General features: G+C 48.4%; 18 protein-coding genes and 1 tRNA gene. 10 read left to right on the top strand and 9 right to left on the bottom strand.

The annotated features are described in order from the left end of the window. Position 1: 1 nt before the first annotated feature. Positions 2-1,720 carry a type I restriction-modification system subunit M gene (locus EFB08_RS21385; RefSeq protein ID WP_123129009.1) on the bottom strand — a complete coding sequence of 573 codons (1,719 nt, stop codon included), beginning with the start codon at positions 1,718-1,720 and terminating at the stop codon, positions 2-4. Positions 1,721-2,297: 577 nt separating this feature from the next. Between EFB08_RS21385 and EFB08_RS21380 the strand changes: the two genes are divergently transcribed. The 4 genes from EFB08_RS21380 to EFB08_RS21365 all read left to right on the top strand — a co-directional run bounded on the left by EFB08_RS21380 (position 2,298) and on the right by EFB08_RS21365 (position 7,848). Next, positions 2,298-3,755: a hypothetical protein gene (locus EFB08_RS21380; RefSeq protein WP_123129008.1), complete on the top strand. Its 1,458-nt coding sequence runs from the start codon at positions 2,298-2,300 to the stop codon at positions 3,753-3,755. Positions 3,756-3,926: 171 nt separating this feature from the next. After that, complete coding sequence (locus tag EFB08_RS21375; RefSeq protein ID WP_123129007.1) at positions 3,927-5,747, top strand: ATP-binding protein; 1,821 nt, start codon at positions 3,927-3,929, stop codon at positions 5,745-5,747. A gap of 46 nt (positions 5,748-5,793) precedes the next feature. Beyond that, positions 5,794-7,101, top strand: a complete 1,308-nt coding sequence (locus tag EFB08_RS21370; RefSeq protein WP_123129006.1) for a DUF6602 domain-containing protein — start codon at positions 5,794-5,796, stop codon at positions 7,099-7,101. An 81-nt stretch (positions 7,102-7,182) separates the two neighbouring features. Beyond that, positions 7,183-7,848 carry a recombinase family protein gene (locus tag EFB08_RS21365; RefSeq protein WP_123129005.1) on the top strand — a complete coding sequence of 222 codons (666 nt, stop codon included), beginning with the start codon at positions 7,183-7,185 and terminating at the stop codon, positions 7,846-7,848. 66 nt (positions 7,849-7,914) lie between these two features. On the opposite strand, the gene EFB08_RS21360 is transcribed toward EFB08_RS21365, so the two are convergent. Both EFB08_RS21360 and EFB08_RS21355 read right to left on the bottom strand, forming a co-directional pair. Beyond that, on the bottom strand, positions 7,915-8,196 hold the full coding sequence (locus tag EFB08_RS21360) for a hypothetical protein (protein WP_123129004.1): 282 nt from the start codon (positions 8,194-8,196) through the stop codon (positions 7,915-7,917). 88 nt (positions 8,197-8,284) lie between these two features. Continuing rightward, entirely contained in the window at positions 8,285-8,608 is a 324-nt protein-coding gene (locus tag EFB08_RS21355) for a hypothetical protein (protein WP_123129003.1), read from the bottom strand. A 423-nt stretch (positions 8,609-9,031) separates the two neighbouring features. Here EFB08_RS21355 and EFB08_RS21345 point away from each other — a divergent pair, with 423 nt between their 5' ends. After that, positions 9,032-10,621 carry a recombinase family protein gene (locus EFB08_RS21345; RefSeq protein WP_125077828.1) on the top strand — a complete coding sequence of 530 codons (1,590 nt, stop codon included), beginning with the start codon at positions 9,032-9,034 and terminating at the stop codon, positions 10,619-10,621. Here the strand turns inward: EFB08_RS21345 and EFB08_RS21340 are convergent. The 4 genes from EFB08_RS21340 to EFB08_RS21325 form a co-directional block, all read right to left on the bottom strand. After that, a tRNA-Leu gene (locus EFB08_RS21340) sits at positions 10,584-10,670 on the bottom strand. The two genes, EFB08_RS21345 and EFB08_RS21340, sit on opposite strands and share 38 nt — an antisense overlap. A gap of 46 nt (positions 10,671-10,716) precedes the next feature. Further along, a complete protein-coding gene (locus EFB08_RS21335; protein WP_123129000.1) occupies positions 10,717-11,256 on the bottom strand; it encodes an iron-sulfur cluster co-chaperone HscB C-terminal domain-containing protein in 540 nt (179 codons plus the stop codon). A 77-nt stretch (positions 11,257-11,333) separates the two neighbouring features. Further along, a complete protein-coding gene (locus EFB08_RS21330; protein ID WP_123128999.1) occupies positions 11,334-11,624 on the bottom strand; it encodes a putative quinol monooxygenase in 291 nt (96 codons plus the stop codon). Positions 11,625-11,754: 130 nt separating this feature from the next. Next, on the bottom strand, positions 11,755-12,531 hold the full coding sequence (locus tag EFB08_RS21325; protein WP_123128998.1) for an SAM hydrolase/SAM-dependent halogenase family protein: 777 nt from the start codon (positions 12,529-12,531) through the stop codon (positions 11,755-11,757). Between the two features lie 109 nt (positions 12,532-12,640). On the opposite strand from EFB08_RS21325, the gene EFB08_RS21320 reads away from it, so the two are divergent. The 3 genes from EFB08_RS21320 (at position 12,641) to EFB08_RS21310 (ending at position 18,788) form a co-directional block, all read left to right on the top strand. Then, positions 12,641-13,693 carry a PhoH family protein gene (locus tag EFB08_RS21320; protein ID WP_123128997.1) on the top strand — a complete coding sequence of 351 codons (1,053 nt, stop codon included), beginning with the start codon at positions 12,641-12,643 and terminating at the stop codon, positions 13,691-13,693. Between the two features lie 340 nt (positions 13,694-14,033). After that, positions 14,034-16,142: a ComEC/Rec2 family competence protein gene (locus EFB08_RS21315; RefSeq protein WP_123128996.1), complete on the top strand. Its 2,109-nt coding sequence runs from the start codon at positions 14,034-14,036 to the stop codon at positions 16,140-16,142. Positions 16,143-16,235: 93 nt separating this feature from the next. After that, positions 16,236-18,788: an ATP-binding protein gene (locus EFB08_RS21310; protein WP_123128995.1), complete on the top strand. Its 2,553-nt coding sequence runs from the start codon at positions 16,236-16,238 to the stop codon at positions 18,786-18,788. 206 nt (positions 18,789-18,994) lie between these two features. Here EFB08_RS21310 and EFB08_RS21305 read toward each other — a convergent pair whose 3' ends face one another. Together EFB08_RS21305 and EFB08_RS21300 are read right to left on the bottom strand one after the other, a co-directional pair. Then, positions 18,995-20,332, bottom strand: coding sequence for a sigma-54-dependent transcriptional regulator (locus tag EFB08_RS21305; protein ID WP_123128994.1), 1,338 nt, complete (start codon positions 20,330-20,332; stop codon positions 18,995-18,997). Positions 20,333-20,432: 100 nt separating this feature from the next. Further along, entirely contained in the window at positions 20,433-20,753 is a 321-nt protein-coding gene (locus EFB08_RS21300; RefSeq protein WP_123128993.1) for a hypothetical protein, read from the bottom strand. A gap of 694 nt (positions 20,754-21,447) precedes the next feature. Between EFB08_RS21300 and EFB08_RS21295 the strand changes: the two genes are divergently transcribed. Next, entirely contained in the window at positions 21,448-22,299 is an 852-nt protein-coding gene (locus EFB08_RS21295) for a hypothetical protein (protein WP_123128992.1), read from the top strand. 332 nt (positions 22,300-22,631) lie between these two features. Then, positions 22,632-24,545 carry a RecQ family ATP-dependent DNA helicase gene (locus tag EFB08_RS21290; RefSeq protein WP_123128991.1) on the top strand — a complete coding sequence of 638 codons (1,914 nt, stop codon included), beginning with the start codon at positions 22,632-22,634 and terminating at the stop codon, positions 24,543-24,545.

The raw sequence follows: 24,545 nt of genomic DNA, 5'->3' as shown, positions 1-24,545 counted from the left end.
CCTACGAAATTACAGATGCCACTTCATTGAAAACCTCTTCCTCCAGCTTCATGATATCGGCACGGATCTCCTTCAGTGACCGCAACGGCTTGTACTGGTAGAAGTACTTGGTGAAGTTGATCTCATACCCGACCTTAGTCTTGCTGTGGTCAATCCATGCGTCTGGCACGTGTGGCAGAACCTCGTCTTTGAAGTACTGATCAATGTCCTGCGTTAGCGGTACGTTTTCACTGTCACGCAGGGAGGAATCCGCCTTGGGGTTGCCTTTATTATCGGTCACCACGTTGCCATTCCCGTCGCGGAGCGGTCGTTCTATGGTGATACGGCTATAGCCGAAGTCCTCATTACGGAAAATCTTGCAGTATTGGCCAGCGGTGAAATCACCGTAGATCTTGGTGATGTCCTTTATCTGGGTGGGTCGGATCTCGTTCCGTTTGTTGCCCAAGCTCTTCGGCATCTTCTCGTAGAAGGATACCGCATTGATGAGCTGCACCTTGCCCTTGCGCTCTCTGGTCTTACGATTGGTCAACATCCACACGTAGGTGGAGATACCAGTATTATAAAACAACTGATCAGGCAGTGCCACTATGGCTTCCAGCATATCACGCTCTATGATCCACTTGCGGATCTCACTCTCACCAGAGCCAGCACCACCAGAGAACAGCGGAGAACCGTTGAAAACGATACCTATACGTGACCCTTCACCGTTCTGCTTCATCTTGGCGACTAAGTGCTGGAGAAAGAGAAGGGAACCATCACTAATGCGCGGGAGACCAGCACCGAATCTACCGTCATATCCTTTTTTCTCGTGCTCGGCCTTGATCTGTTTCTCCGCCTTCTTCCACTCCACGCCAAACGGCGGGTTGGTAAGGCAATAATCAAATGTGTACCCCTCCAGACCATCATTGGACAGGGAATTGCCCAATTTGATATTAGTAGGGTTCTGACCTTTTATGAGCATGTCCGCGCGGCAGATGGCGTAGGACTCTGGGTTCAGCTCCTGACCGAACACCTCCAGCCGCGCCTTCGGGTTCAGCTCCTTCAAGTACTCCTCAGCCACAGAAAGCATACCTCCCGTACCCGCGCAGACGTCATAGAGCGTTTTCACAATACCCTCCTGCGTAAGTATACCTCTGTCATTCAGGAACAGGAGGTTCACCATCAGACGGATCACTTCCCGCGGAGTAAAATGCTCCCCAGCAGTCTCATTCGATATCTCGCTGAACTTACGGATCAATTCTTCGAAGATGTAGCCCATCTCCATGCTGCTGATCTTGGTGGGGTGCAGGTCTATTTCCTGAAACCGCTTCACCACCAGAAACAGCAGGTCGGCTTCCTCCAGTCGGTTTATCTGTTCCTCCAGCTTGAAGTACTCCATGATCTCACGCGCGCTGTCGGAGAAACCGTTGATGTAGTTGCGCAGGTTGGCAGCTAAGTTGTTCGGGTCAGCCACCAGCTTGTCGAAATCGAACTTGCTGCGGTTATGGAAGCTGAGCTTCGCTTCGGCATTGAGGATAGGGTCTATGTTCTGGATGTTGGTGTTCTTTACCAGCTCGTATTTGGCCAGAACATTCGGCTTAGTCTTCTCCAGCACGCAGTCCAAGCGGCGTAACACCGTCAACGGAAGGATCACCTTGCCGTACTCGGCCTGTTTGTAGTCACCGCGTAGTAGGTCGGCCACTGACCAGATGAAGTTGGCGTATTCTCTGAAATTTATCATGTAAGGGTATAGTGCAGTATAGGCTTATTCCTGACAAGATAAATCAATAGGATCAGAAATTCGAATAAAACAGCACTTCTGGGCTACCTCATCTATACGACATACAACTTCTCTCTACCCAGCCAATTCATTTACAACATGTTATGAGTATTAATCTATGCGCTATCCTTTCAGGACAGCACACGGAACGCATAACAACAGAAGACTTCAAGAGACTAGAACTTCTGGGTGTATAGAACAGAGAAAGAGGATTTACAAAGGGAAAGGGAGGGCAGGTAGTGGTGTTATATTACCGACGTTTTGGCCTTTTACCCTTATCGACCAACTTAAATAACGAAGAGATCCTCCATGTGAATCCATCTTATTACATGTATTGAAACGGGTGTCCTGGGCAGGTGAGCCAACAGCAGGCACAGCGGCTTATATATCTGTTATACAAGTATATGTCATATATCTGCCTTTTGTAAAACACCAGCAAATTTATTTACCCACCATTTAAAACTTTCGCTGATTATCTGATATAACCTTCGAAGAGAGACTTCAAATCAGATACATAAACAAAAGAAAGTTCAAGAGAGTGAGACAGAAGAAAACTACCAAACCCCTTACCTATGGCTACTTACCAGTAAACCTAGACGCTAATGAATTGATCAACGTGACCCATGGAAGCGGACTTCGCTACCGCGCACTGATATTGTTCAAAGTAATTTTAAACCAATACCGTAGCCGATACAGTACCTCTACGCCTGATTATACCGAACCCGTACCATTGCATTCACGCTATGTGGAGAAGATATTGGGTGAACGTAAAGCAAGCGATGGCATCGACCTGCTGGTAAATGCTGGTCTTTTGAATAGTACAAACTATAAATTTGACTTAGCAGACCCAACTAACAACTATTCGCGGTCTTTCAGTATCCCAGCCCACCTACTGCATATTGACTTGTTTGGGGAAAGCCGATATTATACAAAGATCCCGATCTTCGACAAAAAAGCTGCTACCGCTGAGAAGTGCTATAGGAAAGAGCGGATCAAGGGATCACTGGAGAAATATCCAGAGGATGATGTGATGGCAAGGCTCGCCGATGCCTTGGACGACGTGTATTTGGATCTGACATCCACCGAGGCAAAGAACATTATTGAGGAGAGAGGTTTGGCGAATGAGGTGAATGGCTTCTCCAATCTTATGCACATGGAACTGGTGAACCAGCGCGACATCTTTTGGTTCAAGAGAGACAAATATGGGCGGTTGCATAACCCATGGGTCTCCCTGAACAAGAAAGGCCATCCGCTTATCAGGTTCAAAGGCTATGATACCGAGCGGTGCGGAGAACTTGATATAGCTAACGCGCAGCCATACTTCTCATCCATCATCAACCAAGAGGTGATCAGGCGGATGCTCCCAGAGGCAGCAGATCTAGTGGCGGGAATTGATTTCCATACGCCTGTTTGGCAGGAATACCGTAACCTCTGCATCGGGGGTAAATTCTATGAGCACTGGATAGATGTGTTGCGCGGTTTTTTCGGTGAGGAATGGCAAGACTATTTCGCCCAACAACAGGAATTAGAATATGCCGCGAAAAATGCCAAGCGAAAGGCTGCTGGTAAGAAACCGAAAAAACCTAAATGCAACTACTCTACCGCTTCTCCAAGACAAGTGGCAAAGTCACTTTTCTATATTGTGATTTTCGGTACCCAGCCAGAAGGATGCGAGATCGGGGAATGCTTTAGAGGCCGCTTCCCTGATGTATATGAAGCGTTCAGGATAATCAAATGCAAGCATTGCCCGCATAATCCATCCAAGAAGAATAAGAAGGGGAAGCCTTCTTATACAAACGTAGTATGGATCATGCAGCGTCTGGAGTCATTGGTGGTGATTGACACGGCAGTACGTTCTCTATTAGACAAAAATATTACCCAGCTCATATCGCGGCACGACTCTCTGATGGCACCAGAGTCGCTTATGAGTGAGGTGGAGATGGAGTTGAAGATGGCCTTCGAACGATGGGAATTGCCAGTTCCAACTATAAAATAAGGTTGTTATGGCAGAAGTTCTGTGATAAACCAATTTTCAAAGGATGTATATGATATCCCACCAGCACCATAAATATATAATTTCTCTATATTTATGGTGCTGGTGGGATTCCTTTATTTATGATCGGTTAAACCCAGAAGTTTTTCTTCCATTGCTGTAACAGAGAATCTCATGCTCCTACGTAGCCTTCTACTCCAAAATTTCAGAGGATACCAAAATTTCAAAGTTGACTTCGACGACAGCCTTAATGTAATCGTTGGACGAAACGATATAGGCAAGTCCACTATCCTGGAAGCCTTGGAGATATTTTTCAACAGCGAGAAGATAAAGCCCGAGATCGAAGACCTTTGTACAAAGGCAGATGGAAAGGAAATAGTGATCGGCGCGGTGTTCGAGACCGATCCCGACAAGAAATACACTATCGATACCATACCTACCTCCTTGAAGGATGAGCACTTGCTTAACAGCGAAGGGTATTTGGAGATCCATAAGAAATGGGATTGCGCAAAAGGAAAACTTACCGCAACAAGCCTAAAACAGAGCATCCACTCCCATTACCCAATAACCTTTTCCGCAGATCCCTTGATCTGCCTTACCAACACAAACCTGAAAAAGAAGTACCAAGAATATAAGGAACGTGCCACGGAAGCAGGTTTAGAGGTACGCGAGTCAACCAACTCAGAAATGCGGCAGGCAATTTATTCGGTCTGTGGTTGCACAGAATTTACGGACATCAGCATCCCCATTGATAAAATAGACGGTAAGGATGTATGGAGCAGCATAAGCCTAGATTTTCCCTTGTTCTTCCTTTTCCAATCAGACAGGGCGAACAAAGACACGGACAAAGAGGTGCAGGATCCCCTCAGGGCTATCACCAAAACCGCTATTGACGAGGTAGTTGAAAAACTGGAGGAGGTTAAAAAACTGATAGAGGATAACGCCAAGAAAATCGGGGAGGCAACCATACAAAAGCTGGCTGAAATGAACCCTGAGTTGGCGAAGGTACTCCATCCAAACATCTCCCATAAACCATGGGATAGCCTGTTCTCGTTCTCATTTGTCGGGGATGACAATATACCGATGAACAAACGCGGTAGCGGCGTGAGACGGATGATCCTGTTGAATTACTTCAGAGCTGAGGCCGAAAGACAGAATACAAGGAACAAAACAATTATATACGCTATTGAAGAGCCAGAGACGGCACAGCATCCAAACCATCAGCAACTCCTCATCGAAGCTCTGACCGAAATAGCCAGCAAAAGCCAGCACCAAGTTTTAATTACCACGCACTCACCAGAAGTAGCAAAGCTCTGCAAGGAGGAGAACCTGATATTTATTGATAAGGTCGAGGGTGTCACCCAGTTGATTTTAGGTGACCATAAGTTGAAAGGAATCGCGCAAACGTTAGGCATTAACCCCTACTTGAGCAGGTTGGTTGTTTGCGTTGAAGGCGAGAATGACCGAAACTTCTTATTAAATGTGAACCACGCCATTCCAGAATTCAAGGAGATCATCGATTTGAGCAAAGAGGCGGTCAGTATTATACCTATGGGTGGTGGTGTTTTAAAGAACTGGATAGACCGTGACTACCTGAGCAGCTCCAATGTGGTGGAATTCCACCTATATGACCGAGACAGCGATGAAAAATACAAAGAGCATGTCGAAAAAGTGAACCAGCGGGGTAACGGTTCCTCGGCAATGTTGACACAAAAACGGGAGATGGAAAACTACATATCCCGAAGTTTATATGAGGAGGAATTTGGGATCGATTGCTCATCGATCACGGATTGGAATAATATGGATTTGAGTCAGTTCTCTTTACACAAATCAACTAGGTTTAGGGAGAAAACGAGTGAGATGGAGGGCAAGGTAAAACAAATCGTCAACGGTAAACTTTCATCGAAAATGACGCGTGAGATGTTTGTGGAACTGGGAGCGTTTGAAGAGATAGCTAGCTGGTTTCAAACCATGAAGCGGATGTATGAGAATTAAAAAATTAACAAATTATATAATCATATTCTGATTAAATCTGCTTTATATGATCAATTCGGTAGCCGATTTGTTGAATGCCTTCAAAGAAAAAGAACTTGAAGCTTTGACGAAATACGAGGTGGTAAAGCACCCTGGCATTATTGGCGATATGTATGAAGGACTTACAAAGGAAATACTTGATAAAAGTATTTTCAAAGACTTGGGCTTAAAAGTTTGCGCTGGGAAGATCAAAAATTCGAAAAACGAATATAGTGACGAAATAGATTGTATGCTTGTGATCGGTGCGGGGGAACAAATCCCTTATACTGATAAATATATTTATGATTCTTCAAGGGTAGTAGCGGTCATACAAGTAAAGAAAAATTTATATTCAAGTGATATTGAAAGTTCATTCTCCAACTTGAGGTCTGTTGTTAAAGTAACAGAAGAAAGGGATGGTGAAGAATATCATGGTAGACTACTTCATTCAGCATTCAGGCTGATATGCCAAACAGAGCTGCCGACGCGCTCAGAACTGAAGAGACTGCCATTTGAAGAACAAATGATTTATCACATTTTACTCAAAGAGGCATTCTATCCTGCTAGAATAGTTTGGGGTTATAATGGTTTTAAATCTGAATATTCTTTGCGCGAATCTCTACTGGATTTTATAGGAAAAAATATTTCGACTCCAGAAAAAAAGATAAGAGGGTTTGATCCAATAGGCTTTCCAAATCTAATTATATGCGGTACTAGTTCTATCGTTAAAACGAATGGTATACCTTTTGCATATCCAGTTATGGAACATAATTGGTGGCCACTTCTCGCTACTTCAAATGAAAATCCTGTTTTTTTCTTCTTAGAAATAATATGGACTCGGTTACATTTTATGTTTAAGATATCTGCCGAAATATTTGGCGATGACTTAAACGCAGAGGAGCTACATGGCTTTCTACTTGCCCGTGCAAAGAAAACAGATTTGTTAGCTGGATGGGAATATCTAGCTCTTCCTTATACAAAGGAAGAGCTCGAACAGAAACTTGTGCATAAGGATTGGCAGCCCGTTTTTTTGGACGAATGTCAGTACGTTGTAATCAATGCCTTATGTGAAGTGGAAGCAATATCTTATGTTGATGACAAAGATCTTAATCAATTGATATTAAGTTGTGGTTATACCCTCAATACATTTGTTCAATCATTAAAAGATACTGGCTTAGTTCATATAAAAGACGGGTATTTTAAATTAATAACTGAACGTTGTGTTTGTGGGTTAAGTCCTGATGGAAGATATTTTGCCGCGGATAATAAAACAGGAAGAGTCGATCGATGGTTGGAATTGGAACTAGCGAAGAATCACTCAACAGGTTCATTATAAACCTATTCTCCAGAAGGTGCGATTCCAGCGTGTGACGGGGGTTGATTTTAATCCTTGAAGTGTTTACCTTAGGTTCTAGTAATGATTGAACCAGCGACCGTACCAGTCCTCCTGTTCTGCCGCGTGTCATCAAGCCAGCAGGACTTCGAATACCAGCTCACCGAGCTAGAGCAGTACTGCCTGGCAAGCCACTACCGCATCGCCCACACCATCGCCAACAACATCTCGGGCAAGTCTGGTGCCAAGCGGCCAGACCTAGAAGAGCTGTTCGCGCTGGCCAAGAAAGGCGGCTTCAGGAAGGTGATCGTGACCAGCCTCGAACGCCTCGGGCGCAACGCCAAGATGATTCGCGCCACCATAGACACGCTGCACGCGCACGGTATAAGCGTGGTGTTCAAGAACCAAGGCTTCGAGTCGCTTAACGTCGACGGCGAGGAAAGCTTCGTCACCAACATCATGATTTCGGTCTATGCCGAACTGGCGCAGGAGGACAACAGGATCAGATCCCAAAAGATACGCTCTGGTATTGCTAATGCCCGTGAGAAGCGCGGCGTTCAGATCGGGAGACCCATCGGTTGGAAAAAATCCGAGGAGAAGCTGCTGCGCGAGTACGCCAAGCTGGCCAAGGATCTGCGCGGCGGACTGTCGTTGAACAAGTGCATGAAGCTGCACGGCGTGAGCAAGAACACCGTCATCAAGGTAAAGCGAGCCTTGGCCGATCAGGCAGCCACTGTGGCGTCCGAATGACATCACTACCTGTATCATAAGAAAGGGAGCCACCAGCGTCCTGCGCCAGTGGCTCCCTTTTCCTGTCTATTCCACGATCGCGTCGTAGGCTTTGCGCGCGTCATACGCCCCGACCCACCCCACCGTGTCCTCCAATGCCGTCACAAGGCACCAGAAGGCATCATCGCCGCGGGTGGCGTCGAATAGGCGGATCCCGCTACCCGCCATGACGAAGGGGATGCCCTCTAACTTAAGCATCTCCTGCATGTACTCTGAAATGCTCATCAGTTCGGCGCGCCAGTCCTTGGGTGTCTGGTCGACCTGAGCAGCCTCTTGCCGCATCATCAATTGTTCGTATTTGTCTTTCATTCTGCTCTTTCTATAATGGTTAAAAACTTGGTTCGGGTCTTATAGAAAGTGGATGGGCATTTGTTTTAAAATACAAGCAACTATTTTTTCAGGGCGTTTCCAGCCACCGCCCGATCCGAGCCTTACGTACGGTGGCCACACCCTCGGGCGTGCCGAGCCATCGGTGGTACTGGTCTACCGCGCAGTCGAAGCCGTTGTCGATCGTGGTGGCCTCCAGCTCGGAAAGGTCTGGGTCACTGTAGACGTGGCCGAGGAAGCCATTCCTGAGATTGAAGTCTGATGGAAGGCTTGGCAGCAGAGCATTGAGGTATAGGTGGAAGTCCTCCACGGCGAAGTCCGATATGATCATATGGCGGCGGAAAAACTCCAAGAAACAAGAGTTCCAGAGCTGTGTGTTCAGACTGATATACATGTTATGTTTGTCTTTTCCAGTATATATCCAGCCGCCGCGCCGCCCGTGTGGCAGACGCCCTCAGGCGGAATGGTCACGGATGCGCACGGTGTCATCTACCGCTTGCCCTTCAGATCGGGGAAAGGCATGATACCAGTAATGTGGAGATATTCACGGAACTGGTGGATATGCCCCAGATCCTCCAGAAACTGGTTCGATTGACACGGTGTCAGGGGTACCAGAGAGGACAGTTCAGAAATTCTGACGCTGTCCTCTTTTTTTATACCCCTATATAAGTCTGAAATAGTGCGACTTAGGCAAAAGACGCTATTCATATGATCGGTTCGATTTTCACCAGTTTGCTTGTGGTAGACTATTCCGCGCGGAAACAGTAATTTCAGCAGCCCTTTTTTAGTATTTGTGTCACCTGCTATAAATATTTTAATGAATCATAAGCAGAAGAAGCGTTTAGCTGAGAAACTATCAGGATCTGCTAGCACGAACACCCAAAATAATGCTGTAGTATATACAAGGGTTTCTAGCAAATCTCAGCAGTTAGAAAATGCCAGTTTGGAAACACAGATGAAATATTGTCTCAAATATGCTGAGCAGAGGGGGTATAATGTTTTAGAGTTCTTTGGAGGAACATTTGAAAGTGCCAAAAACGATGAGCGGAAGGAATTTAATAGGATGATATCTTATGTGAAAAAGAGTAAGATGAAGATCAGTTTTATTTTGGTTTACACCATTGATAGGTTTAGCCGAAGTGGTGCAAATGCCATTTATATATCAAAGCAATTAAAGGAACTAGGGATAAGCATTTTGGCAGTCTCCCAACCAACTGATACGACCACAGCTTCAGGGGTTTTGCATCAAAATATTCAGTTTATATTCTCACAATATGACAACGACTTGAGATCAGAAAAAACTATCCATGGTATGCGTGAGAAGCTTCTACGTGGGGAGTGGTCGTTTCCATTACCACGGGGCTATTACAAAGACAAAAACACAGGTGAGATTCATATTAATCAGGTAGGGGATAAGATACGGTTTGCTTTCAATCTATTTGACAGGGGAAATACAGCCATGGGGGTAAAGAAGCAGTTGGATAGAATGGGTTACCCCTTAGACCTCAGGCGTTGGATTGAAATATTCAAGAATCCATTGTATGCTGGTATAATGGTAAGCAAATTGCTTGGTTATGAACCTGTAAACTGGAAATATGTGAGTATAACTACAAAAGAAATATTCCAAAGGGTAAACCTTAAAATGAAAGGAAAGACCTTTCTGGATTACCAGCGAGAAAAGGTTGAGGATGAATACTATGCTAAAGGTGTATTAATCTGTATATGTGGATCATCATTTACAGCATATGAGGTCAAAAGCAAAGGGCTTCACTATTATATATGTATTAATCCTAAGTGCCGAACTAACATTTCAGCTAAAACAATACATGAGGTAATGGAGAAAATGCTTTATACATATACCTTAAGTGCTTCAGAAAGATCATATGTTAACGAGCAATTCAGAAAGATCATCAATGATATAGAAGTGTCACGTGAAAGGGATAGGCAGAAGATGCTCGCCCAAAAACTTTATTTAGAAGAAAAGATTGAAAGAATAGAGAACAAGTTCCTTGACGACGAGGTTGATATCGAAACCTACCGAAAGCATAAAGAAAAGTTGAGTATAGAAATGGGCAAAATTTTAAAGGACATCAATCGCCTAGGTGCGAATACATCGAACCAGTGTATGTACATAGACGAATTCCTCGAAATTGCCTCAAAAACAAAGAATTTATGGCAAATAGGTGACACAAATACTAAAAAAGGGCTGCTGAAATTACTGTTTCCGCGCGGAATAGTCTACCACAAGCAAACTGGTGAAAATCGAACCGATCATATGAATAGCGTCTTTTGCCTAAGTCGCACTATTTCAGACTTATATAGGGGTATAAAAAAAGAGGACAGCGTCAGAATTTCTGAACTGTCCTCTCTGGTACCCAGGGCCGGAGTCGAACCGGCACATCCGTGAAGATATTGGTGTTTGAGACCAACGCGTCTACCGATTCCGCCACCTGGGCATTTGCTCCTTTTCGGTAGATTCTGAAAAACGAGGCGTGAAACGCTTTATCTGTCAGAAGAGGATGCAAACTTATTCAATGATTCCTTTATACGCAAGAGGTAGCGCTGCTTTAGGTAGTAATTTTTTACCTGCTTTAAGGCTTCTGCCTGAGCATCAGGGGGTAAATTTTCATAGTTTTCAAGTATCGGCCAGATAGCAGCCTTCAGGAAGCCCTCAATCTCGTTGGTTTGGTCAGAGACGATTTTGAACTGCACCGAATCATAGTACATCTCCAGGTCCATCAACTGCTCGTTCAACTCCATCATCTCCATCAGAAAATCTTGCGGCAAGTCGTTCTGGCCACCTTCTTCCAATAAGCCGTGCTGCTCCAGGATGTACTGCATGCGGCGGTCAAAGTTGGAGAGGGTGCGGTACGCGTTGGTGTTAAGGGTAGACTTCTCCAGAATCTCGTGCTGCTTTGCCTGCGACTCCAACGTGTAGAAATCAGGGTGGAACTCGCGGCTCAAGGCATAGTATTTGGTTTGAATGGCTTTCTCATCAGGCAGGAAGCTTTCGGGTATCTGGTAGAAGTGGAAGTAGTTCACGGGAGGGAAAAGTCTAAAGATGATACATTTTACTACAAGACGCAGAAAGCAGGGGAGAAGATACGTTTTAGGCGTGCTTACAGAGAAGTAGGCTTGAAGGAAAAGGCTTGGGCTGGTTCAGCAAACAATGCCTTGGTTGGTTTCCAAACACTCCCGAACAACTCAGATTTGCGATAGTTATTCAGTGCCTCGTCAGAGTCCCAGTGGCTGTAGGTGCTGTAGATATAAGGCAAATGGTAGTCCTGCAGCAGTTCCACGCTTCGGCAACCCGGAAAAGCACTGATTTTGTCTCTAGACGCTTTGAAGATCTCCAGAAACATCGGGACCTTTTCTTCCTGAAACGTCATCCTGACAACGCGAATCAACATTTATTTAACTACGAATTAGGAATTTATTTTTTTAGAGACGTTTATTAATTACTTATCAGGATTTTATGAAGAAGAGATAAGGCAGAGAGCGCCTTAGTAGGTTCCCCCATTCTCAAATCCTAATTCATAATTAAACCGGATCTGGCGCAAACCGAATATCCACCGGAGAATCAAAGTACATGCCCAGGAGCTCTGAGGCGTGGCCTTTGTTGATGCCAATGGTGAGGTATCCTTGCCGGTTGAACAAGGCTACGCTGTCTCCCTCGCTGGGCTGGTTGAAACGGGTGCTCAGGCGGTCAATGACTTCGCGGTTAAAATGGATAGTGAATGGGCGGCCGTGGCCAATGGCATCCACGCTTTCACGCGTGATGTCAGTGATGAGGTTGCCATAGTGGTCTACGTGCACCACGTGGCCGGTAATGGAATGGTCGTTTAGGCGAAGCTGCCGGTTAATGAGCTGCACCATGTCCTCGGCTAAATCCCCAACTTCGGCCATGGAAGAACCTTGGGCTAAAGCCACCGCGGCCGGAACCATGATGTCACGGGCAGGCGAAGGCGAATCTTGCTGCAGCGGCAGGTCAATCAATTGCTCGGGATCGGCGTCGGTGAGCAGGGACAGTAGGCCGTTATCGGCGCAAACAAAATAATGTCCTTTGTGGCGGGCCACCTGGTAGCGGCCACTACGGGTTCCGTGCGAATCCACGGCAATGAGGTGCACCGTTCCGGTAGGAAAATCCTGGAAAACAGAGTGAATCACGTGGTAGCCGTGGGCAATATTGAAAGGTTCTACCTGGTGTGAAATGTCTACAATGACTTGCGCAGGGTTGATAGTCAGTATTTTAGCTTTTACGGCCGCCACATAGTGATCGGTGGTGCCAAAATCTGACAGTAACGTGAGAATTCCCATGGGAATGGTTGGTCAAAAGAACTTTAATATTTCTAGAATTGTCTTATAACAAATCTACTATATTTTCAGTAGATTGGTTTAAAAACCACATAATAAACGGAATCATCCTTTGGTAGAAAAAACAATAACCCTGGAGAATATCTCGTTAATAGATTTCCTAGGTCTGGAGAACCAGAATATAAAACAGTTGGCCGCCGCTTTCCCTAGCAGTAAGATTATCTCTCGCGGCAACGAGATCAAGATACAGGGGCAAACCCCCGAAATCACCAAAATACACGAAATCCTTTCTTCCCTGATTGAGCATTACCACCAGTACGGGAAAATCACTGATAAGAGCGTACATAAGTTTCTGGCCGCCGATAATGACTTTGAGGATGACGTAGTCATCACCTCGCCCGACGTGATTGTGTACGGCAGCAAGGGTGGCGTCATCAAAGCCAAAACTCCAAGCCAGCACAAGTTGGTAGAGGCTGTAGCCAAAAACGACCTGGTGTTTGCCCTTGGGCCAGCTGGTACGGGTAAAACTTTTATCTCGGTGGCTATGGCGGTGCGTGCCCTTAAAAACAAGGAGGTGAAGAAAATCATCATCTCGCGTCCGGTGGTGGAAGCAGGGGAGAGCCTCGGGTTTTTGCCCGGTGACATGAAGGACAAAGTGGATCCGTATCTGCGGCCTATCTACGATGCTCTGGAAGAGATGATCCCGGTGGAGAAATTGAAATATTACTATGAAAACAAAATCATAGAAATAGCTCCTTTGGCCTACATGCGGGGTCGTACCCTCAACAACGCCTTTGTGTTGTTAGACGAGGCGCAGAATACCACGCCCATGCAGATCAAGATGTTCATGACCCGGATGGGACCCACCTCTAAGGTGATGATTAACGGTGACCGTACCCAGATTGACTTACCGCGCAACCAGCGCTCGGGCTTGATTGAGGCCATGACCGTGCTCAAAGACATCAAAGGCATTGGGTTTGTAGAGATGCAAGCCGAGGACGTAGTACGTCACCGCCTGGTGAAAAGCATTGTGGAAGCCTACACCAAGTTTGACGACAAGCGCCAGAAAGAGCGGGAAGAACGCGAGAAAGTTGATTCCGATGGTCAGGAGGTCCGCCAGGATGCCCCCCGCCGTCGGCAGAATTTCCGCCGCTACGACGACTAATCATTAAAGACGGCAAAGGTGCCTTCTCCTTCAGGGGAAAGTGCCTTTGCCGTCTTTCTTTTTTGGAACCTGTACCTTGAGAAGTTCCGCCGCAAGGCACCTTGGCAAGGTAAAAGATGAAGGTCAGATCAGGCTTTTTGCCGAACAAGTTTTCAGGACTTATTAGGGACGCTTACTTTTTCAAAGAAGTCTATGAGGGACATCCGCGCAGAAGTTACCACCGGTTTACAAGATCGGGCCACATGGTGGAGGCTGTTTCCATGCTACCCTCAACAAGTTTCCTTTAAGACATCGGTTATACGTGCAGTCTCCTGTTTCCTGCCTTTCCTGATTGAGCAGAATGGCTAAGACATCGCTCGCCGGATCGTTCAGGCTGTTGGGCAGCTTTATCGCAGGAATCATCCTGTATCATTTCATAGGCCGTGATTTTTCCTTTGCCGGAGAAGCCACGGCTTTTTTCGTGGTCCTTTTCCTGGGCCTCGGTTGGTTTGCCCTGAAACGCCCGCTGGTTCGGTACAGGCGGTTAGCCGGTTTGGCCGGAATGCTGGCCGTGGCAGCATTTGCGTTTTGGGGCACATCTGTGAAAAACAGGCCCCAAACGCTGCTTGTTCCCTCCCAAGAAATCACTCATTACCGGATCACCCTGGTGAAAGCAGTAGCCTTGAAACCAAAAACGGTTAGTTCGGTGGGCAGGGTAGAGGCAGTGCTGTCCGGAGGTAAATGGTACCCGGCCAACGGGCAGGTTGCCGTCTTTTTGCCCCGATCCCAATCCGCGGATTCTTTTCACTACGGGCAGCAATTGCTGGTACAGGGTTCACTTACCCCGCCTTCCAAGCCAGCCAATCCTTTTCAATTTGATTATAGGCGGTACCTGGCTTTAAAACATATCCAGTGGCAGGCTTATCTTCCCGAAGGAACCTGGCTGGTCCTTGGCATTGACCCACCCAGTTCAGTGGTGGCTTTGAGCCTGAAAATCAGAAAACAGCTTGAAAACGCCTTCGGGCAGCACATCCGGTCCAAACGCGAACTTACCATCGCTCATGCCCTGGTGCTGGGTGTGCAGGACGATCTGGATGCTTCGCTGCGCAATGCCTACGCCCGAACCGGAACCATGCACGTTCTGGCGGTAAGCGGATTGCACGTGGGCTTGCTGTACGGCGTGCTGCTGTTTTTTCTGAAACCGCTGCGCCGGGGCAAAACCAGTAAAGTGTTCATCTTCCTGCTGGTAATAGGAGTGGTCTGGTTTTACGCCTTTGTGACGGGGCTCTCGGCCTCAGTGCTGCGCTCGGTGTGCATGTTCTCGCTGGTGGAACTGGGGCTGTTGCTCCGCAGAAAATCATCTATCCTGAATACCCTGGCAGTGGTAGCGCTGGGCCTGCTGCTCTACGAGCCTAATTTCCTGTTCGATGTTGGGTTCCAGTTGTCGTTCCTGGCGGTGGCGGGCATTGTGTTGTTGCAGCCGCTTTCCCTGAAACTTTGGTACCCAGAGCGGAAACCTGTCCGCCTGGTATGGGAGTTGCTGGCTATCTCCATTGCCGCGCAGTTGGCCACTTTCCCATTGAGTTTGTATTACTTTCATCAGTTTCCGGTGTACTTCTGGGTGGCCAATCTGGTGGCGGTGCCGCTTACCTCTCTGGGGTTGTACATTGGCGTGGCGTTCATGATGCTCTTCTGGGTGCCGATGGTAAACACCGTCCTGAGTTGGTTGTTGGAAAAGGCGCTTTGGGTTCTGAATGAAGTGCTGCTTTGGCTGGAGCATTGGCCCAAAGCAGTTTTGGAAGGATTTGTGATCACGCCGGGTCAGATAATAGCCTTGTACCTCCTGATTTTTGCGGTTGTCCTGTTCCTGGTACAGAAAAAACTACAATGGTTGCGGGTAGGAGTGTTGTGCCTGGCCTTCATTTCAGGCACCGAGTTGGCCGAGGCGCATCGGCAGCGCCGCTCGCGTGAGTTAGTCATCCACAGTGCCCGGAGAAGTAGTGTGGTGAGTGTCCTTCAGGGCAGGCAAGTGGCTTTTCTAGCGGATTCTTCGTTCTTCGCGCAGCCTCAGTTATTCTCTTACCAGGTACAGCCTTATTGGTGGGCCAAGGGCGTTCGGCAGGAAACTCCTTTTCGGCCCGATTTCCTTAAAACAGGCTCAAAGCAGCTTCATTCCTATGAAACCCCAGAGGGAAATCGTCTAGTAGTCTGGCATGGGAAGCGTTTGTTGTGGCTCAGGAAAATGCCTAAAGCGTTGGAAAGTCCCTTAGCTCTTGATGCCGTGGTGCTGCAGCACAACGTGTGGTCTCCCGTGGAGCGGCTGCAAACGTTTTGCACTGCTCGGTTCGTGCTCCTGGACCAAACCAATGCTAGAAGGTACACCACAAGGAAGGCCGCTGAGTTGCGGGCTGCCGGTTACCGGGTGCATGTTTTGGAAGAGCAGGGAGCCCTGCGGTTGGTGAAACAATAGCCTTTTTCCCTCTTCTCCTGGTTTTCTAAGCCGTCTAAAGTACTTTTAACCTGATCAGCCCGTTTGGGTTTGTAGGAATAAAGTAGTTCAGGCATGTCCCAAGGCCAAACAACCTTCTCGCTCCTTTCCATCCGGAATAAGATCATTGCAGCCGTTTTGCTGGGCGTACTGGCAGTAGCCCTGTCCTGGTCCATCACCCACCGGGGATTTCAGGAGATTCTGGGTACCGTGGAAACCGTCTCCGCGCCAAACGAAAAACTGCGCACTGTCAATTCCCTTTTCCAGAGCATTTCACAGTTAGACCAGCTGCAGCGGGCGCATGCCAACCGTGCCCCCATAAAAGGGAAACACCTGTTCAGGGAAAAGAGAAAGCAGCTTCAACTCACCCTGGATTCACTTCGGACGTACTGTGCCGGAAACGCCCAGCAGTTACGGTTCCTGGATTCCCTGGAGACCAAACTGAAAAAGCGGGAAAAACTCTATACCGGCTACGTGACCCTTCGGGCCGATCTCACCCGGAATGAAGCGCTTTCCCGGAGGATCTCGGCTATCTCTAGGGTTATCACCAAAAGCAAGCCCCAGATAGACAGCACGGTGGTCACGGCCAGTAAGAAAATCACCACCACTACCATTTTACCCTCAGACTCGCAGGTAGCCGGAGCAGCCCCTAAACCGAAAGGATCGTTTTTTACCCGGCTGTTCCGGGGGCGGAAAGGGGAGGAACTGCCTGCGGCCCTGAAGCAGGTAGAAGAGGAGCTGGAGGTGCACGTAGACACTTTGTCGGTGGCTCGTCAAGACAGTGTGATCTGGAAAGTGGAGAAGATGATGCGCCGTGTTGAGAAAGAGCATCACCAACGTACCAACCTTCTCTTAAGCCGCGAGATGAGCTGGATAACCGCCAACAGCCAGTTGCATTCCCAGTTGCTGAGCATTCTGCGCGCCATTGAAAAAGAAGAAGTAGCCGCCATGCTCCAGAACAACCAAGCCGCCAAAGGCGTGGTGAATGGCAGCATTTCCCGCATTAACCGCATTATGGTGCTGTTTTCCCTAGGATCTTTGGTGCTGGTATTCCTGATCTTTCTGGATTTAGCTCGCAGCAACAAATACCGCAAAGCCTTGATTCTGGCCAAAGAGGAAGCCGAACAGTTAAGCCAAGTGAAGCAGCAGTTCCTGGCCAACATGAGCCACGAGATCCGGACGCCGCTGCAGACCATCCTGGGCTTTTCAGAGCAGGTGAGAACGCAGGAATATCCATCGAGTAAGGTGCTGGAAGCCATCTATCAATCCTCTGAGCATCTGCTGCACATCGTGAACGAAGTGTTGGATTACAGCCGCATCGTCTCGGGAAAATTCACCTTTGAGCAGCGCCCCTTTGACGTGCGGCAACTGGTTACTGAGGTGGTGGACTCTATGCAGATCACGGCGCAGCAGAACATGCTGAACCTAGAATTGGAGTACCAGGTTCCCGGACCCAAAATGTACATAGGTGACGCTTTCCGGCTGCGGCAGATCCTGTATAACCTAATAGGTAATGCCTTAAAATTTACCCAGGCGGGAGGTGTTTTCGTCACGGTTTCAGCAAAAGACACCCAAAACGGCGCCGATTTCTTGTTTGAGGTAAAAGACACCGGGTCGGGGATTCCTCCCGATAAACTAAGCTGCATCTTCGAATCCTTTGAGCAAGCCGATGTCTCCGTTGGACGAACCCATGGTGGCACTGGTCTGGGCCTGAGCATCGTCAAAGCCTTGGCGGAGGGCCAGGGTGGCTCCGTAGCCGTGCACAGCGAGGTAGACAAGGGTTCCGTTTTCCAGGTTTGTCTGCCCATGGACAGAGCCTCCCAAGAAATATCCTTGCTTGCCAACCTCCCAGCAGGAAAACCCGAGACCCACTTTGACCCGGGGAAAGTATTGGTAGTAGATGACGATGCCTTTATCCTGCACCTGTGCGGAGCCATCTTCCGGAAAAACAGCATTGACCATACCTGTACCCTTGACGCCACTTCAGTACTGCAAACCGACCTTGACGATGAGATTACCTTGGTGCTGTTGGACATCAGGATGCCAGTCATCAACGGGTTGGAATTGTGCCGGGCCTTGCGGAAAAAGACAAAGCCAGGCCTGAAGATTTACGCCCTTACCGCTGAGGCCCTGCCTGAGGAGCATGAAGCAATCCTTGCCCAGGGATTTGACGGACTCCTGATGAAACCCTTCCGGGAACAGGAACTGATGGCACTGGTGCACGGCGATAGAAGCACACAATCTGAATCTGTTGAGGAGCCACAAGAAGTAGAACTGGATTTAGGACCACTTCGCGCCATGTTGGGCCACGACGAAGATGCCTTAAAAGCAGTGTTGGAGCAATTCATCTCAGAGACCGGCCAGGACTTAAGGGAGCTTTCTCAAGCTATCTCTCTTAAAAACAGTGCTTCGGCGCGGGAGGTGGTGCACCGTTTAGCCGGGCGTACAGGTCAATTAGGTGCCAACCACCTTTCTTCCCAACTTAGAAACATGGAGATATTCCTGGTGAAGTCAGAGCCCGATGCTGGTCAACAAATCCCAATCCAGCATCTGATAGATGAGGTGACTCGGCTGAAAAAAGCTATCCAGGAAGAAGTAGCAGAAATGGGAGAACTGGTAGAAGGTTAATCTAAAGTTTTGGCCTGCCTCAGTCTCTTGCTTTTATCTTCACACATTTCCTTCACAATACAGTTTTGAAGGTTCTTTATGAAAATAAGCCTAAAACTAAATCATCTGATTTCTGCCTTCCAAGATTCTTTCCTGTCCGAATTATTTTGAGGGTGTTTTTCCGAAAATAGCCCCTAAACGCTAAGTCTACACATTATGAGAAGCCATTACTCCAGGAGGTTGTATTTCTCCAGTTTGGTGTAGAGTGTTTTGCGGTCGATGTTGAGGAGGCGGGCGGCTTTGGATTTGTTGTAGCGCACCTCCTGTAAGGTCTTCAGGATGAGTTCGCGTTCATTGGCTTCCTGAAGGGCTTTCAGATCTGGTCCCTCGGGTTTGGAGGGAGAAGTAGGGGAAAGGATAACCATCTCTTCGGGGAGGGCCTGTTTCTGGATTTCCTCCTGCGGCGAAAGGAGCACGGCGCGTTTGACTACATTCTTGAGTTCGCGCAGGTTTCCGGGCCAACTGTACTCCCGGAAGATGTTTTCCACACCGGGGGAGAGGTGCTGCACCTGGCGCGACAACTCCAGATTGGCTTGCTTAATGAAGTGCTCCACAAACAGGAACAAGTCATCGCCGCGCTCGCGCAAAGCGGGAACCCGCAGCCGGAACTCGTTAAGCCGGTGGTAAAGGTCCTCTCTGAACTGGCCGTTTTTAACGCTGTTCACCAGGTCATCGTTGGTGGCGGCAATCACCCGCACGTCCACCGGAATAGAGGCTGTAGAACCCAAGGGTTGCACCACGCGCTCCTGCAATACCCTAAGCAGTTTCATCTGAATCTCATAGCTCAGGTTGCCTACTTCATCCAGGAAAAGGGTGCCTCCCTGGGCTGCCTCGAACAAACCTTGTTTGTCTTGCAAGGCTCCGGTAAACGCGCCCTTCACATGCCCGAAAAGTTCGCTGTTGGCAATCTCACCCGAGATGGCTCCGCAGTCGATGGCCACAAACGGGGCCTGGGCTCTTCTGCTTTGCGCATGGATGGTGCGGGCTACGTATTCCTTGCCGGTTCCGCTTTCCCCCTGAATGAGCACCGACATCTCGGTAGGACCTACCAGTTCCATCATCTCGTGCAGGCGTTGGGCCACTTCGCTCTGGCCCGAGATAAATGCCGTAGTTTGGGGAGATGCTTCTGGGGCAGGCTTTTCCTGGAGGGCTTCTTTCACCACCATGAGCAGCTCGTCTGGGTTCACGGGTTTGGTGATGTAGTCAAAGGCCCCTAAACGCATGGCCCGGACAGCGGTTCCTACTTCCCTTAAGCTGGTCATCATGATCACCTGGGGCAGGGTTGTGCCTCGAAGGCGTTGGGTTACTTCTTGTAACAGCTCCAGGCCTGTACCGTCCGGCAGTCGGTAATCAGCCAGCAGCAATTGGTAGGTGTTGTCCTTTAAGGCTCGTTGGGCATCTTTTAACCGATGTACCGCCTGTACCTCATAGCCTTGTTTCTTGAGGAAACCCTCCAGAATCATGGAAAAGGTAATGTCGTCTTCGATCAGGAGGATACGGGCCATGCTGTGGGGTTGGTTCAGAATTGGTAAAAATACAGAAAGCCGGGAATTCCCGGCTTTCTGTATTTCATAGTTTTATCTGACTAACGTGCGCAGCAAAAGGTTATTTTACCTGTTTGCCTTCTTTGTCGAGTTTAAGAAGGCCTTTTTCTTCGCCTTTTTTCATCTCAATGGAGTAGTATTCTTTGCCAGTGGCATCTTTCACCAGAAATGCAGTAGTGGGGGTCCATTCCTTCAGGGTAGCATCTGACGTGATGGAAGTTTTCACAGCTTCAGGAAGCTCTTCCACTTTCACCGGTGTTTTGGTGTCCTGCGCAGAAGTTGCGGTAGTAGTCTGCGTGGTTTGGGTGGTGGTAGTTTGTGCGTTAGCTGAAATAGTAGCAAAAACGAAAAGTCCGAAGGCTGATAGGATAACTTTTTTCATGGTTAGAAATTAAGTTGATGAATAAATCATTTGCTTCTTTGGTTGCCATAGCCGTGCCAAAAGGGTGTGTTGTTTAGTAAATTCTTATGAGTCAACTATTTGAATGAATTGGTTGAAGGTGAGGCGTTTTGACAACTGTTGCATTTCTCCACACATTGTAGAGTTGAAGTGGGGCGAAAGTGGGGCAAAAAGCGATATTGGGCCGGGGCGGAAGTTGTTCGTCTTCGCAACCTGAAAGATGAGGAGGGGAGCTTTCCTATTGCTCAGAGATCCCAAGGAATGCTCAGGCTTTTCTGGCTGTTTCCTGATAAATAAGCCCAAAACGGTACTTGCCTTGAGTTCGCTCGGGTGGAAGTTTACCTTGGACAGGCTTAAATCCCGCACCTGAAAGAAGAAAGTTGCCAGCAGAAAATTTAAATGTTGGTGCTATCCGTTTCTGTTTCGTTTCCGTAAACAATAGATCCTGAACTATTTATCTGAAATTCTGCTCTTCCGTTACCATCCCGTCGCTTCCGGGAGGTTTGTCTTCTTTGCTAAACCCTTAATAATCAGAGTTTTGCCATTGCTAAAAATTTTTTAGCAATTTTACGTAAGTGTCTGATTATCAGGTGGATTATTTAAGGTAAAAATGTAACGCTGTGGCACTTTTAAGACATCGGTTCTGTTATTTATCTGAACTGAAACTAGAGAGAAAATGCAAACCAAAGTGAACCAAGAAACCAACGAAGAGAAAGTGGTTAAGAAGAACAAAATCGAGAGTTTTGATATCTCCCGCTCGGACGAAACCATGCACTTGGCCGTTGATTTGGCGAAGTTCATTAAGGAAAACCGGCTGTATCAAAACATCCAGGGTAAAGAGTATGTGAACGTAGAAGGCTGGCAGTACGCTGGTTCCCGTTTGGGTATTCTGCCCGTGGTAGACGAGCTCACCAACATGAGCGATAGCACCGAGATCAAGTACCTGGCAAAAGTGAACCTGCTGAACCTGCGCACTGAACAAGTGGTAGGAGCGGGGTTCGCCATCTGCTCCAACAAAGAGCAAGGCCGCAAGTACTATCAGGAATACGCTATTGCTTCTATGGCCCAGACAAGAGCCATTGGGAAAGCTTACCGGAACATCTTAGCCTGGATCATCAGAGCTGCCGGGTATGAGCCAACTCCTGCCGAGGAGATGGATTATCAGGGCAACGTACAGGATCAGAAAGTAGAGCAACCAGCGAAACCTGCGGCTTCCAAGACCATGAAAGCCGTTCCGGCTGAACCGGCCGTAGCCGAAGTACCTGCTGTTGCCGCTACCGCTCCTGCTACGCCTGCACCAGCTGCTCCAGCCGCCCCTGTAGTGGAAGAGGCACCTGTTAAATACGCCACCGCCAAGCAGAAGGAAGAAATCATCCGGCTGCTGAACAATCCAGTGATTACCCGTCAGGAGAAAACCAAAATGCTCCTGAACATCAACAAACTGGATGAGGAGCGTGCCAAACAGTCCATTGTGAAGTTGAAGAAAGTAATTGAAGATCGCGAGCACGAGCAATCTGCTGCCGCGTAACTTTTAGAATAGAGCTTGAATGTACAGAAGCCCGGCCCATGGCCGGGTTTTTTGTTTTCGGGGTGTTTTCCAGAAAGAAGAGGAAAAGCTACTGAGGTTTCCCCGTGTGCGGTTCAGTCGGAGATTGGGTTTTTGGTGTTTTCACCAACAACTTAAACGGCGGTTAGCTACGCACGATGGGCAACCACAAGGGTTTGCCCCATCTTTCTGGAAAACGGCCGTAAAACTGTATCAATTAGTTTTTATAAAAGGATAAAGCATTCTTCCTAAGTTAATCTGTCTACCTCCACCGCAACCGCATCCTCTAACTATTTCGTATTTTTGGCCGACCTATGGCAATCATTCAGGACATTCTAAAGCAATATTGGGGGCACGAATCCTTTCGGCCGGGGCAAGAGGAGATCATTACTTCTGTTCTGAAGGAGCAGGATACTTTGGCTATTCTGCCTACCGGAGGCGGTAAATCGGTGTGTTTTCAGGTGCCGGCGTTGGTAATGGAGGGGGTGTGTCTGGTCGTGTCGCCGTTGATCGCGCTCATGAAAGATCAGGTGGAGAACCTCCGCAAACGAGACATCTCGGCGGCCGCCCTGCACGCGGGTCAACCCGACCGGGAACGCGACATCATTCTGGACAACTGTGTGTTTGGGGGGGTGAAGTTCCTGTACGTGTCGCCGGAGCGTTTGCAGACCGATCTGTTTCTGGAGCGAGTGAAGCGCATGAAGGTGTGTTTGCTGGCCGTGGATGAAGCTCATTGTATCTCGCAATGGGGATATGATTTCCGGCCATCGTACCTGGAGATCGCCAAGTTGCGAGAGGTATTGCCCCATGTACCGGTGATAGCGTTGACGGCATCGGCTACCGAAGTGGTCAAAAGCGATATCCAGGAAAAGCTGAAGTTCAAGGACCCCCAGGTGTTTCAGCAGAGTTTCGCCCGCCGGAACCTGTCTTATTCGGTGTTGCCCACCGAGGACAAGGAAGGTCGTTTACGGGAAATCCTTCAGAAAATGAACGGCACAGCCATTGTGTACGTGCGCAACCGCCGCCGCACCGAGGAACTGGCCCAATGGCTGCACAAACAGGGCATCAAATCGGCGGCTTACCATGCGGGGCTGCCGCACCAAACCCGGACCAGTGCCCAAAACGATTGGCTCCTAGACCGAGTGCGGGTGATCGTGGCCACCAATGCCTTCGGGATGGGGATTGACAAGCCCGATGTCCGCCTGGTGGTGCACCTTGATCTGCCTGATTCCCTGGAAGCCTATTACCAGGAGGCGGGCCGCGCCGGACGTGATGGCAAGTACAGCTACGCCACCGTTTTGCTGGGTCCTGAAGACGCATCATTGCTTCTGAAAAAGACCGAAGAAGCGTATCCGCCAGTCGAGACCCTGAAGCGGGTGTACCAGGCTCTGGCTAATTTCTACCAGCTGGCCACCGGCAGCGGAGCATTCCAGTCCTTCGACTTTGATATTGCCGAGTTCAGCCGCACCTACCAACTCTCGCCGGTAGAAGTACATTTTGCCTTAAAGCAGTTGGAGGCCGAAGGGTTGCTCCAGTTGAACGAAGGGTTTTATAGTCCCTCCAAGGTGAGTTTTCTGCTCAACAATACCCAGTTATATGAATTTCAGATCTTGAACGAAAACCTGGAGCCGGTGATCAAAGGCTTGTTGCGCCTGTATGGCGGCGAGATGTTCCAGGATTTCGTGAAGATCTCCGAAAAAGGACTGGCCAAACATTTAAACCTGCCCGAAGCTACGGTGAAGCAGCAGCTGCAACACCTGCACCAACGGAAGGTACTGGTGTACGAGCCGCAGCACGACGGCCCCCAGGTACAGTTCATGGCTCCCCGCTTTGATGCCGCTTCGCTGCCCATTGACCAGAAGCAATTAGCGCTCTTCCGGGAGAGGGCCCTGGAAAAAGCCAATGCGGTCGTTTCTTTCATGCAGAACACCAAGCAATGCCGCACCCGGCAGATTTTGGCCTATTTTGGAGAAGAAGCCTCCCAAGATTGCCGCATCTGTGACTACTGCCTGGCGCAGAAAAAGAAAAAGAAACTGGATGAAAACAAGCTGCACATGGAGGCCCGCGTACTCAGCCATCTGAAAGAAACTCCGCTACACCCCAAATCCATTGCCATGCATTTCAGTTCATCGGAACAAACGTTGCTAGGTGGGTTGCTGCAGGAGATGCTGGAAAGTGGGATAGTGGGGTATACCCCCGAAGGGAATCTGCAGCGAAAGGAAAGATAG

Source organism: Rufibacter latericius (assembly GCF_003721515.1).
GTDB lineage: Bacteria > Bacteroidota > Bacteroidia > Cytophagales > Hymenobacteraceae > Nibribacter > Nibribacter latericius.
This window is presented reverse-complemented; position numbering and strand designations above follow the sequence as displayed.

Coding starts and splice junctions, on each gene's coding strand:
- EFB08_RS21360 (WP_123129004.1), bottom strand. CDS start 8,196: ATGAAAGACAAATACGAACAATTGATGATGCGGCAAGAGGCTGCTCAG.
- EFB08_RS21295 (WP_123128992.1), top strand. CDS start 21,448: ATGCAAACCAAAGTGAACCAAGAAACCAACGAAGAGAAAGTGGTTAAG.
- EFB08_RS21375 (WP_123129007.1), top strand. CDS start 3,927: ATGCTCCTACGTAGCCTTCTACTCCAAAATTTCAGAGGATACCAAAAT.
- EFB08_RS21385 (WP_123129009.1), bottom strand. CDS start 1,720: ATGATAAATTTCAGAGAATACGCCAACTTCATCTGGTCAGTGGCCGAC.
- EFB08_RS21315 (WP_123128996.1), top strand. CDS start 14,034: ATGGCTAAGACATCGCTCGCCGGATCGTTCAGGCTGTTGGGCAGCTTT.
- EFB08_RS21365 (WP_123129005.1), top strand. CDS start 7,183: ATGATTGAACCAGCGACCGTACCAGTCCTCCTGTTCTGCCGCGTGTCA.
- EFB08_RS21305 (WP_123128994.1), bottom strand. CDS start 20,332: ATGGCCCGTATCCTCCTGATCGAAGACGACATTACCTTTTCCATGATT.
- EFB08_RS21310 (WP_123128995.1), top strand. CDS start 16,236: ATGTCCCAAGGCCAAACAACCTTCTCGCTCCTTTCCATCCGGAATAAG.
- EFB08_RS21370 (WP_123129006.1), top strand. CDS start 5,794: ATGATCAATTCGGTAGCCGATTTGTTGAATGCCTTCAAAGAAAAAGAA.
- EFB08_RS21330 (WP_123128999.1), bottom strand. CDS start 11,624: ATGTTGATTCGCGTTGTCAGGATGACGTTTCAGGAAGAAAAGGTCCCG.
- EFB08_RS21355 (WP_123129003.1), bottom strand. CDS start 8,608: ATGTATATCAGTCTGAACACACAGCTCTGGAACTCTTGTTTCTTGGAG.
- EFB08_RS21300 (WP_123128993.1), bottom strand. CDS start 20,753: ATGAAAAAAGTTATCCTATCAGCCTTCGGACTTTTCGTTTTTGCTACT.
- EFB08_RS21345 (WP_125077828.1), top strand. CDS start 9,032: ATGAATCATAAGCAGAAGAAGCGTTTAGCTGAGAAACTATCAGGATCT.
- EFB08_RS21290 (WP_123128991.1), top strand. CDS start 22,632: ATGGCAATCATTCAGGACATTCTAAAGCAATATTGGGGGCACGAATCC.
- EFB08_RS21325 (WP_123128998.1), bottom strand. CDS start 12,531: ATGGGAATTCTCACGTTACTGTCAGATTTTGGCACCACCGATCACTAT.